This is a genomic window from Catalinimonas locisalis (assembly GCF_038039535.1).
Lineage (GTDB): Bacteria > Bacteroidota > Bacteroidia > Cytophagales > Cyclobacteriaceae > Catalinimonas.
This window is the reverse complement of record NZ_JBBPHP010000002.1, coordinates 15876-30632: the sequence shown is the minus strand read 5'-3', so window position 1 is coordinate 30632 and position 14757 is coordinate 15876. Positions and strand designations below refer to the sequence as shown.

At 43.7% G+C, this 14757-nt stretch carries 9 protein-coding genes; 4 read left to right on the top strand and 5 right to left on the bottom strand.

Annotated elements, in window-relative coordinates; translation table 11 throughout:
• The first annotated feature begins 26 nt into the window (after positions 1 to 26).
• From WJR50_RS03665 to WJR50_RS03650, 4 genes are all read left to right on the top strand, one after another.
• Complete coding sequence (locus WJR50_RS03665) at positions 27 to 2195, top strand: flotillin family protein (RefSeq protein ID WP_341291873.1); 2169 nt, start codon at positions 27 to 29, stop codon at positions 2193 to 2195.
• A 102-nt stretch (positions 2196 to 2297) separates the two neighbouring features.
• Positions 2298 to 7190 carry a DNA repair ATPase gene (locus tag WJR50_RS03660; protein WP_341291872.1) on the top strand — a complete coding sequence of 1631 codons (4893 nt, stop codon included), beginning with the start codon at positions 2298 to 2300 and terminating at the stop codon, positions 7188 to 7190.
• A gap of 211 nt (positions 7191 to 7401) precedes the next feature.
• On the top strand, positions 7402 to 9651 hold the full coding sequence (locus tag WJR50_RS03655) for a S41 family peptidase (RefSeq protein WP_341291871.1): 2250 nt from the start codon (positions 7402 to 7404) through the stop codon (positions 9649 to 9651).
• A 173-nt stretch (positions 9652 to 9824) separates the two neighbouring features.
• Positions 9825 to 10436, top strand: a complete 612-nt coding sequence (locus tag WJR50_RS03650; protein WP_341291870.1) for a CDP-alcohol phosphatidyltransferase family protein — start codon at positions 9825 to 9827, stop codon at positions 10434 to 10436.
• On the opposite strand, the gene WJR50_RS03645 is transcribed toward WJR50_RS03650, so the two are convergent.
• The 5 genes from WJR50_RS03645 to WJR50_RS03625 all read right to left on the bottom strand — a co-directional run bounded on the left by WJR50_RS03645 (position 10427) and on the right by WJR50_RS03625 (position 14742).
• Positions 10427 to 11302, bottom strand: a complete 876-nt coding sequence (locus WJR50_RS03645; protein ID WP_341291869.1) for a hypothetical protein — start codon at positions 11300 to 11302, stop codon at positions 10427 to 10429. The two genes, WJR50_RS03650 and WJR50_RS03645, sit on opposite strands and share 10 nt — an antisense overlap.
• 4 nt (positions 11303 to 11306) lie before the next feature.
• A complete protein-coding gene (locus tag WJR50_RS03640; protein WP_341291868.1) occupies positions 11307 to 12341 on the bottom strand; it encodes a glycosyltransferase family 4 protein in 1035 nt (344 codons plus the stop codon).
• A gap of 13 nt (positions 12342 to 12354) precedes the next feature.
• Positions 12355 to 12735, bottom strand: a complete 381-nt coding sequence (locus WJR50_RS03635; RefSeq protein ID WP_341291867.1) for a 6-pyruvoyl trahydropterin synthase family protein — start codon at positions 12733 to 12735, stop codon at positions 12355 to 12357.
• Between the two features lie 74 nt (positions 12736 to 12809).
• Positions 12810 to 13784, bottom strand: a complete 975-nt coding sequence (locus tag WJR50_RS03630) for a zinc-dependent alcohol dehydrogenase (RefSeq protein WP_341291866.1) — start codon at positions 13782 to 13784, stop codon at positions 12810 to 12812.
• Positions 13777 to 14742, bottom strand: a complete 966-nt coding sequence (locus WJR50_RS03625; protein WP_341291865.1) for a RibD family protein — start codon at positions 14740 to 14742, stop codon at positions 13777 to 13779. Before WJR50_RS03625 ends, WJR50_RS03630 begins: the two co-directional genes overlap by 8 nt.
• Positions 14743 to 14757: the final 15 nt, after the last annotated feature.

Sequence of the window (14757 nt, the reverse complement as noted above, 5' to 3'; positions counted from 1 at the left end):
CATAACATCCTAAAAACCATACCATCATGGAACAACAAATGCTCTTCGCATTGCTCATCATAGGGGCAGTGTTTATCATTGGCCTTATTGCCTTTGTCATCAAAATGTACAACAAAGCCGTACAGGGGGAAGCCCTGGTGCGGACAGGACTGGGTGACGTAAAAGTCTCCTTCTCAGGTATTTTTGTAGTACCTGTACTGCACAAGCTGGAATTCATGGACATCACACTGAAAGCCATGGAAATATCTCGCTTGGGAAGAGATGGCCTGATTTGCCGCGATAATTTACGGGCAGACATCAAAGTTTCATTTTTCATTCGGGTTAACAAAACTACCGAAGATGTCATACATGTGGCTCAATCCATCGGCTGTGTCCGTGCCTCTGACCAGGAACAGTTGCAAATGCTATTTGATGCCAAATTCTCTGAAGCCCTTAAAACGGTGGGCAAACACTTTGAATTTGTAGAACTGTATAATTCACGCGCCAAATTTAAAGAGAAAATCCTTGAAGAAATCGGTACTGACCTCAATGGCTACATTCTGGATGACTGTGCGATAGATTATCTGGAACAAACACCCATTGAGCATCTGAACGCTGAAAACATTCTGGATTCTGAAGGTATCAAAAAGATCATTGACCTCACTGCCCAGCAGAAAATCCAATCCAACCTGATTGAAAACGAGAAAAGAAAAACTCTTAAGAAGCAGGATGTAGAAGCGGAAGAAACCATACTGGAACTGGAAAGGCAACTGATTGAAAAGCAGGAAAGACAGCAGCGTGAGGTTTCAAATATCCGTTCCAGAGAGGCTGCTGAAAGGGAAAAAGTAAGGCAGGAAGAGCATAAAAAAGCGGAACATGCCCGTATCCTCACTGAAGAGGAAGTGGGTATTGCCGAGCAAAATAAAGAGCGTCAGATACTGGTAGCCCAACGCAATAAGGAACGTGCCGATGCCATTGAGCAGGAGAGAGTGGAGCAGGCCCGTATGCTGGAAGCTACTGAGCGTGAGCGTGTAGTAGAACTGGCTAGAATAGAGAAAGAAAAAGCGCTGGAAGAAGAGCGTAAAAATATACAGGATGTGATTCGTGAACGGGTAATCGTAGAAAAAGCTACGGTAGAAGAAGAAGAAAAGATCAAAGATACACGGGCGATGGCCGAAGCAGAAAGAAACAAACTGGTAGCCATCAAGAATGCCGAGCGTGATGCCCAGGAAGCTTTAGTTAAAGAAATTAAGTCTGCCGAAGCTGCCAAACAAGCTTCCGAACACCGGGCCAAGCAACTCATGATTGATGCACAGGCCGAAGAAGACTCTGCTGCTCACAAAGCAAAAGCGATTAAAACGATGGCCGAAGCCGAAGCCGCTCAGAAGGCAGCCATAGGTTTATCCGAAGCCCAGGTGATGGAGGCTAAAGCTGCCGCCAGAGAGAAAGAAGGTGAAGCAGAAGCTGGGGTGATTGAAGCTCAGGCCGAAGCCGAAGCCAAAGGCATTCGCATGCGTTCACAAGCCCAGGCTGAAGCCGATGAGAAACTCGGTTTGGTAGCCGCCAAAGTGAATCGTGAAAAAGGTAAAGCAGATGCCGATGTGATTCAGGAAAAAGCTGTGGCCGAAGAAAAGCATGGCATGGCAGAAGCCCGTGTACTTCAGGAAAAAATGAAAGCAGAAGCGAGTGGCATCAAAGAGAAAGCGCAGGCTATGCAGGCCCTGGATGGTGCAGGCAAAGATCACGAAGAGTTCAGGTTAAGACTGGAAACTGAAAAGGTGTTGGAAATGGCCAAGATTAATATCCAGAAAGACATTGCCGATGCTCAGGCACAGGTGATTGGAGATGCGCTGAAAACTGCCAAAATTGACATTATCGGTGGTGAAACCATGCTTTTTGACCAGATCATGGGCTCCATTGCCAAAGGCAAAGCCATTGACGGCATGATTGGCAATAGTCAGGCCCTTACCGGACTCAAAAATAATCTCCTGGGAAATGCTAACGGAAATGCTTCTTTTGGGGAAAACCTCAAAAAGTTCATCGGTCAATTTGGGATGAATTCAGAAGACCTGAAAAACCTGACAGTATCGGCTCTACTCTTTAAAATGATAAATCAGGCAGAACAGCCTAACATCAAAGATGAGTTGAACAGACTGCTGGCAGTAGCCCGTACAGCCGGTATGGCCGATGAGCCGGTAAAAAACATTAAGCTCTGACCCATAGATGAAGTGTTGGTAGAACGATAGACTCATTGAGATCAGTCGTTCTACTTTTCTCCTTTTTTAGCTTTAAACCTGTACGCCAACCCTGCTTCAATCATGCAAAATCCTATAGCCACAGCAACTGAAACCCAGATAGAAAACGGTGCTTATGAAGTGCTGCAAAATCGCCTGAACCAAAGTAAAGATGAGCTTCGGAAAAGACTGGAGCAGCTTAATGAAGCCCGAAAAGAAGTCTTTGGTTCGTTAGAGACTACCTTACTCACCACCGAGAGAATCCATACTGCTAACAACTGTGTCCCTCACGACATGGTGGCTTTGGGTGACAGCTTTATTTTCGGCTACAATGTACATCTGGGGTTAAAAACACAGGTGGAACTATCAGATGTGTTCAGCATCTACACCTATCAGGAACATAGCTTTCAGGAGCAGGGGTACGACCTGATCAATCACTCCGGCTTTGCAGATGACTTCCAGAAGCTGTATAAGTATTACAAAGATACCATCTTTACTCGCTTTGTGTTGTCCGGCCCCTATCTCTACATGGTATTTCGCATCAGCAATGGATTGGACGACATCAAGGCTTTTAAGTGGCAGATACAAGGCAATGCAATGGTGTATCTGGATGATCGCAGTGAATTGGAGATCAAAGCTGCGGAGCAGCATGAGTTTCGCTGGCAACGCGTTTCCCGGGATGCGCACCGCAAAGGGAAGTTTCCCCATATTTCCATTGAAGATAAAGTGTTTGTAGAAACCCTGAATGGTGATCTTACCATCAAAGTGGAAGACAATACTGACAGCGGGCAAGGTATTTATCAGGAAGCAGTGGAAGATCCTGACCAGACGCTGGACGATGTTGAAATTTATTATGCTATACTGGAAAACCTGGTGTTGCTCAAAATCAGGCCGTATCAGGAAAAAGAGTATCGCTATCTGGTCTTCAACACCAAGTTGCAGGAAGTCAAAAGGATAGATGCGCTGGAAGATGCCTGTCTCTTGTTGCCGGATGACCAGGGTGTTTTATTTCCTAATGGCTACTATCTGCAAACCGGAGCCATCAAAACTTTTGACAATGACCTGACCAACCTGCGGTTTGAGAAAAAAATCCTTTCGCCCAATGGAGAAGATTTTCTGTATGTTTTTTATAACCGTGCTCAGGGTATTTATCAGTTGTTGTTTTACAATGTGATTACCCAGCAAATCGGTACACCTATCATTTGCCACGGCTACGCTATTTTTGAAAACGGGGAACTCTGCTACTTTAATGCCGATCAGGAACCTAAAAAGCATCATGCCATCCGTATCTGGCAGACTCCTTTTGTGGCACCGGATTTTACCATTGCCCAGCAAAATGATTCTTACCTCTTCAAAGTAGGTAATAAAGATATTGTCCGTCTGATGGCCGAAAGCCAATCGCTGATCAAGTTAATTGACAAAGGTGAAAATTATGAAAACCTGTATGCTGACCTGAAAAAACAGGCTTCTACCATTCTGGAAGCCTACTACTGGCTGGATAAAGCCGATACTTTTCAAGTGGGAGAACCTATCAGTCAGATCAGGGATACAGCGGCGGCAGCCATTGAAGAATACGAAAAAGTGATTAGCATTCGCCGGCAAACAAATGAGCAGCTTACCAAAACCACTCAGGCGACTGAGCAATTACTAAAAAAAGTAAAACTTGCCCGCTATGAGCATATCAATGATTTTGTCAGTCATCTGAACGCACTTCGGCAAATACGAGGTGAAGTCGTTTCTCTGTCAGATTTGCGCTATGTAGACCTCAAGATTGTCAAAGTATACGAAACACAGCTCCAGGAAAGCACTGAGAAAGTAGCCCATGACTGTATCCGTTTTTTATCCAAAGAAAATGCGTTGCTTCCCTATCAGAAGAAAATTGAGGAAATACAGCAGGCCATAGATAAGCTCAGCAAAGTAGTAGATGCCGATCAGATAGAAAAAGACATTCAGCAAAGCTCTGCCGACCTGGAAATGCTGGTGGAAATTGTCAGCAATCTCAAGATTGAAGATGCTACCTTGACCACCCAAATCATTGATCGGATATCACTGCTCTTTTCAGAATTCAACAAGGTCAAAGCTTATCAGAAGCGGAAGCGGAAAGAACTGCTGAGTGTAGAAGGTAAAGCAGAGTTTGAAGCACAAAAAAAGCTGGTGAGCCAGGCCATGCTCAATTACCTGGATGTGGCAGATACGCCCGCTCGCTGTGATGAATACCTCAACAAGCTGATGGTCCAACTGGAAGAACTGGAAGGGAAGTTTGCAGAATTTGACGAGTTCATCACCCAAATCAACGATCTGCGGGAAGAACTCTACAATGCCTTTGAAGCACGTAAGATACAGTTGATAGAAGCCCGGAACAAAAGGGCCAATGCGCTGGCTCAGTCGGCTGAACGCATTCTGAAAGCCATTACCAATCGGGTACAAAATATTACTTCTGTCAATGAGCTAAATGGCTACTTCGCTTCCGATCTGATGGTGAGCAAGGTGAATAGTGTCATTGAAGAACTCAAAACGCTGGAAGATACCACCAAGGCAGAAGATATACTCAGCAAGCTCAAGGGTCTGAAAGAAGATACTATCCGGCAGATTCGCGACCGTTCGGAGATTTTTGCCGAAGGCGGAAATACCATTCGTTTTGGCAACCATACTTTTCTGGTCACCACTTCCAGCCTGGCACTGACCACCGTGATCAAAAATGAAAAGTTGTATTACCATCTTACCGGCACCAACTTTTATGAGCCAGTTGATAATGATGAGCTTCTGAATTACCGTAAATACTGGGAGCAGTCGCTAGTTTCGGAAAATGAAGCTGTATACCGAGGAGAATATCTGGCTTATCAGGTTTTCAAAGAAGCCCAGGAAAGAAAAAAAGCTTCCCTCTCTGAACTCGCTGCCCTTTCAGATGATGAGCTAAAAACCCATGTGCAGCAGTTCATGTCTTCCCGCTACGAAGAAGGTTATGTCAAGGGTATACATGATCAGGATGCCAGCCTGATACTCAGAAATCTGCTCAATATCCATCAACAGGCTGGGTTGCTGCGCTACTCCTCTCTCGCCCGTGTGTGTGCCGCGCTCTGCTGGAATGACTACCTCAAGGATGAACAAAAGAATTTTATCAACCATCAACTGAAAGGTGCGGGAGCCATTCTGAAAGTATTTCCCAACAGTTCCGCTTTTGCCGAGTTAATCGCACTCCTCACTACCGAACTTCATCAGTTTATACAGGAAAATCGCTTATTTGATATCAATCTGGCAGAGGAAGCAGCTCATTATCTGTTTGAAGAACTGGCCAGTGACGATGAATTTGTCTTTGCACAGGAAGCAGCCACACAGAGAGAAGCATTTCTTAAGCATCTGGAAAAAAGTAAAAGTCAGGAAGCCTACCGTAATTCGGTTAAAAGCCTGGAAGCACATCCCTTTACCCAGTTTGAATTGATCTGTAAGTGGGTGCTTTCCTGGAATCAAGATAGTAAATATCCGGAAAATTATGCGGAAGAAACGGCTTACTTGCTGTTCGCGGAAGGTAAGCAAAAGCATCAGTTTCAGACCGCCAGCCTGGAAATAGAGGTAAATAACATGCAGGGCAGTCACCCTCTGATTGAGCAGGGAAATTATGCTCTGCACTACATCAGTTTTATGAAAAAGCAGCAAGACTTCAGCACCATAGATGTCCCTGCTTTTACCCATTATCAAACGCTCAAGAAAAAACTTACCCATCAGTTTGAAGAAGCACTGAAACTGGAATCCTTCAAGCCTAAAGTGATGAGTTCATTTGTGCGCAACCGCCTCATTGACAAGGTCTACTTTCCGCTTATCGGTGCCAACCTCGCCAAACAAATCGGTGCATCCGGAGACAATAAGCGCACTGATCGCATGGGTATGTTGCTGCTGATCTCACCTCCCGGTTATGGTAAAACCACGCTGATGGAGTACATTGCCAACCGCCTGGGGATCATTTTTATGAAGATCAATGGGCCGGCCATCGGACATGCCGTGACTTCCGTTGACCCTGAAGCTGCTCCCAATGCAGCGGCCAGAGAAGAATTGCACAAACTCAACCTGGCCTTTGAAATGGGGGATAATGTGATGATCTACCTGGACGACATACAGCACTGCCATCCTGAATTTTTGCAAAAATTTATCTCTCTCTGCGATGCGCAGCGCAAGATTGAAGGCGTATACAAAGGCAAAAGCAAAACTTATGATTTCCGTGGCAAGAAAGTCTGTGTAGTAATGGCCGGCAACCCTTATACCGAGAGCGGAGAAAAGTTTCAGATCCCGGATATGCTCTCAAACCGGGCAGACATTTACAATCTGGGCGATATTATCGGCGACTCTGCGAATGATTTTAAACTGAGCTATGTGGAAAACTGCCTGACGGCCAACCCTGTGCTGCATAAACTTTCTAGCAAAAGCCAGAAAGATATCTATTCCATGATCAAAATTGCGGAAACAGATAGTCGGGAAGGTATCAGCTTTGAAGCCAATCACGCGGCGGAAGAAGTCAGTGAATATGTAGCGGTACTCAAAAAATTATTACTAGTAAGAGATGCGGTTCTCAGAGTGAATATGGAGTACATACATTCGGCCGCCCAGGCGGATGCTTACCGTACCGAACCACCTTTCAAGCTCCAGGGCTCATACCGTGATATGAACAAAATTGCCGAAAAGGTGGAACCGGTCATGAATGATAAAGAACTGCAAACTTTAATCATGTCACATTATGAAAACGAGGCTCAAACCCTTACCACCGGAGCAGAAGCTAATTTGCTGAAGTTTAAAGAGATGACAGGGCGTATTAGCCCTGAAGAAATTCAGCGCTGGAAAGAGATCAAGGGTATTTTTCTGAAAAACCAGCAAAGTAAAGGTTATGGTGAAAATGGAATAGGGCATGCTGTTGCCAAAATGGACGATATCTCTCAAAGTTTGAAAACCATTGCGGAGTACTTGTCTAAAAATGGTAAGTCTACATAAAACTTATCCTGGATTAACCAGGCTAATATTTATCTACTCTCAGTTCTCCCTATCATTTTTTGTGCTTACACTGAGTATTTCATGAAGTATGCACATTTAGTGCTTGTATAGATTAGGTGGTTTTATTATCTTCATTATCAGGTTGATAGCGTACTATTAACGATCTGAAGCTGACTAAAGCCTTTGTTTCCAACCTTAACCTATTCTACTCATGAAACCTTACCTGCTTTCTTCACTCATGTTGGCATGGGTCTTTTCTGTACGCTGCCAACCTGTTACCGAGAAACCCTATCTAAATTTAGGAATTGAAGAGTCTACTCCCAATCAGCTTCCCAAACAGTGGATTAAGTGGGGCAAAAACTATCAGGTAATGAGCGATACCAGCCAGGTGTATCAGGGTAAATTTGCTCTGGCTATTTATCCCGAAACCAATGCAGACGAGCAATCTTTTGGTAGTGGTGCCTTTAAAATTCCGGCCCACTATGAAGGCAAACAGATCGCGCTTAAAGCTCGCATGAAAATAGAAAATGTACAGGGTGGATTTGCTGGCCTACTCCTTAGAATTGATGGTGACGGACGCCCTTTGGCTTTTGACAATATGCAGTCCAGGAATTTACAAGGTAGTGCCGACTGGCAGGAATATATAATCAACCTCCCTTTTCCCGAAGGAGCAAAAGAGATTTATCTGGGAGGTATACTCACTGGCAAAGGAAAAGCCTGGTTTGATGACTTTCAGCTTTTTATAGACGGAAATGATATTCAATCCCTAGAGCCTATCGCTCCCAAACTAAGCCTTGCTGAACAAGATAATGAGTTTGATAAGGGTTCTAATATTGAGTCTATTGAGCTAAATAAAGATAATGTGGAGGCATTGGCAGTCACAGGAAAAGTCTGGGGTTTTCTTAAATATTACCATCCCAAACTTGCCAGCGGAGATGTGAACTGGGATTATGAACTGTTCCGCTTTCTACCAAGTATGCTGGAAGCTAAAGATCCGTCTAGCAGAAATGAGCTTCTGCTAAACTGGATCAATGAACTCGGGCCCTTTGAAATAGAAGAAGTGACAGGGGAAAAGGTCAACAATGATATAAAATTGGAAGCCGATCTCTCCTGGATAGATCATGAGAACAGCTTCTCAGAAGAAGTAAAAGACAGGCTCCGCCAGATCAGTCATTCAGAGTTGCCAGAAAACCACTATTATATAGGGTTTATGCCGGGAGTAGGCAATCCTAAATTTATGCATGAAAACGCTTATGCCAGTATGAAGTATCCTGATGCTGGTTTTCGCCTGCTGGCTTTGTACCGTTACTGGAACATGATTCAGTATTATTTCCCCTACCGCCATCTCGTGGATGAAAACTGGGATCAGGTACTTCTGGATTTTATTCCGCGTTTTGCAGAAGCTGAGGATGAACTGGTCTACGAAAAGGCCGCTCTGGAACTTATCGGAAAAGTGCAGGATACCCACGCTAATCTCTGGGGAGGCAATGACCAACTTCAGCAGGCTTGGGGCAGTAAAATGGTGCCAGTAAAAATTACCTTTGTAGAAGAACAAGCGGTAGTAAATGGGTTTTATGATGAAGAGCATGGAAAAGTAACCGGACTGCTTCCTGGAGATATTATTCTTGAAGTGAATGACAAGCCTGTAGGAGAAATTGTAAAGGAAATGCTTCCATTGACACCTGCTTCAAATTACCCAACGCAACTCAGAGATATTTCCCGAAAACTAATGCGTACGACTGAAGATAGACTTAGCGTGAAAGTTGACAGAAATGGAAAAGTGTTTGAAGACACATTGGCTTGTTTACCTATGCAAATGATAGGTATGTATCAAAGAGAACAAAAAGCTCCTTGGAAAAAACTAGATGAGGATCTGGGGTACATTTTCCCTGGTACAATTCAGGAAAGTGATGTCCCTACTATTAAAGAAGCACTCAAAGAAACAAAGGGAGTAGTGATTGATCTGCGCACCTACCCTTCTACTTTTATAGTATTTAGTTTTGGAGAATATCTGATGCCAGAACCTACGGAATTTGTCAAATTTACCAGTGGCAATCTGGAAAAGGCAGGGCAATTTTCATTCAGCAAAGCCCTATCTGTAGGTAAAGAGAATCCTGATTTTTATAAGGGGAAAGTGGCTATTTTGGTCGATGAAACCACACAAAGCCAGGCAGAATATACAACCATGGCTTTCCGACAGGCACCTCAGGCCAAAGTATTTGGTAGTACAACTGCCGGTGCTGATGGCAATGTCTCGGAAATTTTCTTACCTGGAGGGCTACGTACCATGATTTCCGGCATAGGCGTGTATAATCCTGACGGTACAGAAACCCAGCGTATTGGTATTATTCCAGATGTAGAAGTACATCCTACAGTGACAGGAATTCGGGAAGGTAAGGATGAAATCTTAGAAAAGGCTATTGAATGGATTGATGCTACTGAATTGAATAGAAAACGGTAAATCAACAAGCATTTACTATTCGCTTCAACACAATTATTTGCCTGAATGGTTAAGTTTGTTTACACTTAATATATATGCAGGCGAATACTACTATAAACTTTTTAACGAATCGGTTTTTTAGCCGCTGGCCCCGGTATTTCGCACTTGCGGCTTGCCTCTTTGTGGGAATACTCATGTACTGGGATTCAGTAGCACTGTTTACAGTATTAAGCAGTTTACTTTTCGTCTGTTTTATTTACAGCGGACGGCCCTTTTGGAAGAACCTGGGTAATGCCGGAGGGCTTGCCAATCACATCACGGCTGCACGGGTTATCGGTATTCTGCTGTTACTATTTTTTCAGGCCAGTCTTCCGCCTATTGCCTTTTTCGTGTTGGGCATCCTGATTTTAATCGCTGATGGGCTGGATGGTTATTTTGCCCGAAAGTATAACACAGTTTCTGAATTTGGAGATTTCTTTGATAAAGAGACTGATGCCTTTTTTGTACTGGCCTTCTGTATCATTCTGATGAAACAAGGACTCGCCGGATCCTGGGTATTGATTCCCGGCCTGATGCGCTATGCTTTTGTTCTGATCTTATTCCTTTTCAACATAGAAAATATCAGTTTGAGTAAGTCCTATCGCCGCCGGTTTATAGGAATGTGGTTCATGGGCACCATCATGGGCTGTTTTGTACTCCCCCGCCCCTTTTATACTGCCGCGATGCTTTTCGCCACTACCATGTTAGCATATTCCTTTATGAAAGATATTTACCTCATGCTGAAAAAAAATCGCCATCAGGGATAAGCAAATATATCGCTATGGTCTACAATGATCTCCAGTTTGTGATCTTGTGACATCTTTTTCTTATTCTCCAGCCAGACCTCCAGTTCCGTGACTTCGGTATCACTGAGGTTCAAATCACGCACTGCATGCTCAAAAAAATGCAGCAGGTAATGATGCATGGTAGTATCATATCTTTTCAGATGCCACTGACTCCCCTCCTGCTCTATCATCATCTGATGTTCGGTCAGCAAATCCAGCATTTCTTCAGTACAGTTGGGTCCCATTGCCGCACCAAACTTCTGAGGACGTGTCATATGGGTATGAAAATACCGGACAAAGCGTCCGTCATCTTCCGAGAATGGCAGAAAAGAAGTTTCGTAATAGTTGAGCGTAGCCATCAGGCATACATTATAAGCCGATAATTTGCAGGCAAACGTATCAAACTGATCGTAACTGAGCAGGTCAAACAGTGCATTGGCGGTGATGACGTTTGTTTCCTTAAGGTCAGTGTGCTTTTCTACTTCAGCAAGTTCTCCGTCAACAGTACGAATATTGGCTTGCTTTCTACCCGCTTTGATGCTGATGGAACCGTTTTGTTCTTTATACTGATAGTGATTCTTTTTAGCAAAATTATGGAGTTTAGCTCTACAGGCTTCCAGCAGGCTATTTTCACAATCTAGAAATACCCACTCCTGATGATTAGGTAGCTTTTCAAAGTAATATTGAAAGTTTGATCCGGTACCACAGCCGGCATCTACGATAGAAAGAGTATCTTTTTCGCTAAAAAATTCCAGGAATTTCTTTTCAATATTAGCATTCCTTGCTTCGGCATCACATGCATAGCGATGGTCAAGCCACATAATGGGGTCGTCATAATTGATATGCATAGCTTTAGGTATAAAAATCTTTAAACAACATTAAAAAATCAGCCGCTGCCTGATCCCAGGTATACACCTTTTGTGTATTTATTTCAGCTTTAGCTGATTGCCATAATTCTCGCATTCGCGCTTCATTCCTACATAATTCTATGAAATTTCCGGCTAATTTGAAAATATTTGGGCTAAGCATACCTGCTCCTTTTGTCAAATGTTGCTCTGCGTTCCCTCCTTTGCAGAGTAAAAGGGGTAAACCATAAGATTTAGCTTCCTGTATAGCCATCCCAAAAGTTTCCATCTGTGCAGCCGAAATGAACAAATGATGTTGAGCATACTGCTTCAATGTATTTTCATGCCTCATCTCTCCCAAAAACTTAACTTTACCTCTAAGCTGGGAAGTTCCCAAAGCATCCTGGCAGGCTTCATAATAAGCAGTTTCCATATCTGTTCTGCCAATGATGTTAATTATAAATTTGTCATTCTTTTGCGTCTGCTGGCCTAAAGCCTGTAGAAAGGCAAGAATTCCTTTACGCTCTACCACATTGGCTACCATCAATGCTTTGAGAGGAAAGTTGCATGCTTGAGTATGCTGAGCCGAAAAACTTAAAGCAGGTTCTACCACCATCATAGGAACTTTGATGTCTTTCTCTTGCAAATAGATTTTAGAGAATTCACTCGTTAAAAGAAAAGCCTGGAAGAAATTGAGTACCTCCTTTTCATGCATTTCATAATACTGCTGGGCATCAACGCCAGCAGGTGGATACAGACTTTGCAAATGGTGCAGTATGAAAAACGAAAAAGCCTGCTGCGTTTTACTACCCACCAGGCTTTTCATATCATTTACAAAAAGGCTGTCAACTCCATAAATGCCAGCTTTATCCTCCTGAATAGCTTCCCGAAAGCTGGAAAAATTAATAATTTCTACACCCTGCCCCAGCCTCCTGAGTGCTGCTATCAACTGCTCATTATAGACGTTACCACCCGAGGGCAAATGTCTGTCATCCGGCAGCACAAAATGCAACGTTTCGGGTAAAGGTCCAGGCTCGGCCATGATGTAAAAAAACTTAGGCTACTTCTCCCTCATAAGCCGCCCAGGCCACATGCGATTCTCCCAGCGTGATTTTAAGACTACCCTGAAAGCTATCTTTGATTTCCCGGCTGATTACTTCATGAATATACTTTGCCAAAAATTCGGTAGTGGTCAGCTTCCCTTGAAACTGCGGAAGTTCGTCCAGATTCTGGTATTTCAGTGGTTCTAAAGCCTTTTGCAACTTCTTAGTGGCAATATCTATGTCAATTACAATGTTGTTCTCATCAAGCTGGGCGGTTTTAAATTCAGCGTCCACCACATAAGTGGCTCCATGCAAATTCTGGGCAGGACCAAAAGCTTGGGAAGGTAACGAGTGGGCAATCATCATATGGTCGCGGATCGTGACAGTGTACATGAGTGAGTTTGAAGTTTAAGGTTAAAAGTTTAAAGATGTTATGTAAAAAAGGTATCTCTGGTAGTTCCAAAAAATTAAGTATAATCAATGACCCAGCTTAAGGCGCTGAGTTCACCTTTTCTTATTTTATTAAACAGCTCAGGGGCTTTGTCAAATGCTACACTAGCTCCAATATACTGATCATATTCAGGATTCTTAAGCAACTCCATCACTACTGCTTTGCGCCTTTGATAATCCCAGCGGTGCTGTTTTTTAACAGGTATATGGGATACCTGCGAACTGATAATTTGTTTACGCTGATAATGAAAACTTCTACCCAATTGCAGGCTGACCTCCTGCTCACCATACCAGCTCATTTCTATCACTTTTCCTTCCTTACCTATCTGATCAATACACAGCTGTAATCCTTCACCGCTTCCACTGCAATGAAAAGCCAGATCGTAAGGCTGGAAATTATCTACAACATGAAAACCCATCTGCGCTGCCATCTCACATCTTTGTTGGTTTGTATCATAAACAGATAATTCAACGCCCGGAATAGCTCTTAACAGGCTGGCGGTAAGTGAACCAATGATGCCAAACCCTACCAGCAGCACCCTGTCACCTATGCTTACTTCAGAGTCCCAGACTGCATTGAGTGCGGTTTCCATATTGCTGGCTAGTGTAGCCCGTGCAGCCGGAATATCAAAAGGAACAATGCTCAGATCAGCGGCTTTTACGTGACAAATATCCTGATGTGGATGCAGTAAATGTACCATCTTATCATTCAATTCGGTAGGTCCTTCCACTACTTTACCTACCAGAGAATATCCATATTTGATCGGTAAGCTAAAGTCGCCTTCCATATAGGGTACCTGCATATGCTCCTGCAAACTCACCGGTACTTTTCCACGAGCTACCAGCCGTTCCGTTCCGGTACTGATGAGGCTATACCGACTTTTTACCACACATTCAGCTTCATCGGAAATGTGTTCTGATTCTTTAATTACAGACTGGTCAGTAGAGATATGCCAAAGAGAGCGGGACTTATCCAAGTGGGACTTATCCATGTTGTGGGATATTCATCGCTCCTACAAACATGAAGGTATCGCCCATAGGACGGAAAAAGAAGCTATCAAAATGTATGGCTTCCTCAACCTGAGAGATCTGAGGTAGATTAAAGCTGTTGATTCCTGAGCCAAAAATCATAGGAGAGATATGAAGCTGTACGATATCAGTAGCCCGCTCTTCCATAAAGCCGGAGGTAGTCGTAGCCCCTCCTTCTATGTAGACAGAGTAGATCCCCCGCTGAAAAAGAAAGCGAAGTAACTCATGACAGTCTACCCGGCCATTGGCATTGGGCGTAAAAGGGAAATATTCGGTTTGAGGAATCTGAGGGTCTTCACAGGTACCTACGATGATCACATCATCCTCACAATGTTTTTGTAAGCTGCTGTAATCAGCATCCGACGAGCAAATAACGATTCTTTGGGGGTTCTTACCTTCTACCAACCTCACTGTTAGGGCTGGCTGATCATAATTCAATGTGTTGGCGCCTATCAGTATACTGTCGCTCAGGGCTCGCATCCGGTGAGCATGGGTCAGGTTCTCCTGATTACCAATCCACTTAGAGTCGCCATTCTGCGTCGCGATCTTACCATCCAGACTCTGTGCAAAATGCGTGATGGCAACCGCGCGTTGCATCTGCCTCGCTCGTAAAGACAAAAAGCAGTAAGGCAAATAGGCTTTGATGAAATCAAGAATACCATCTGGCAGGCTCATATTCTGGACCAAATGTACGGAATAGGCATTCAGCCTAAATATATTGGCCTGTTCGTGAGTGATTTCCAGTTCAGGATTGGTGATAACCATGAGGAGCAAGCTTCCTTTGACCGGTACCGGAAGATGATTAATTCTTACTTCCGGCTCTGCACCTACTTGCAAAAAGCAATAGTCAATAGTTTCTTCTGAATTTTTGATGGCTTCAGAAAGTAAAAGTAAACCTGACCAATAGTCGTCTATTTCCATATAAAGTTAAAGGTT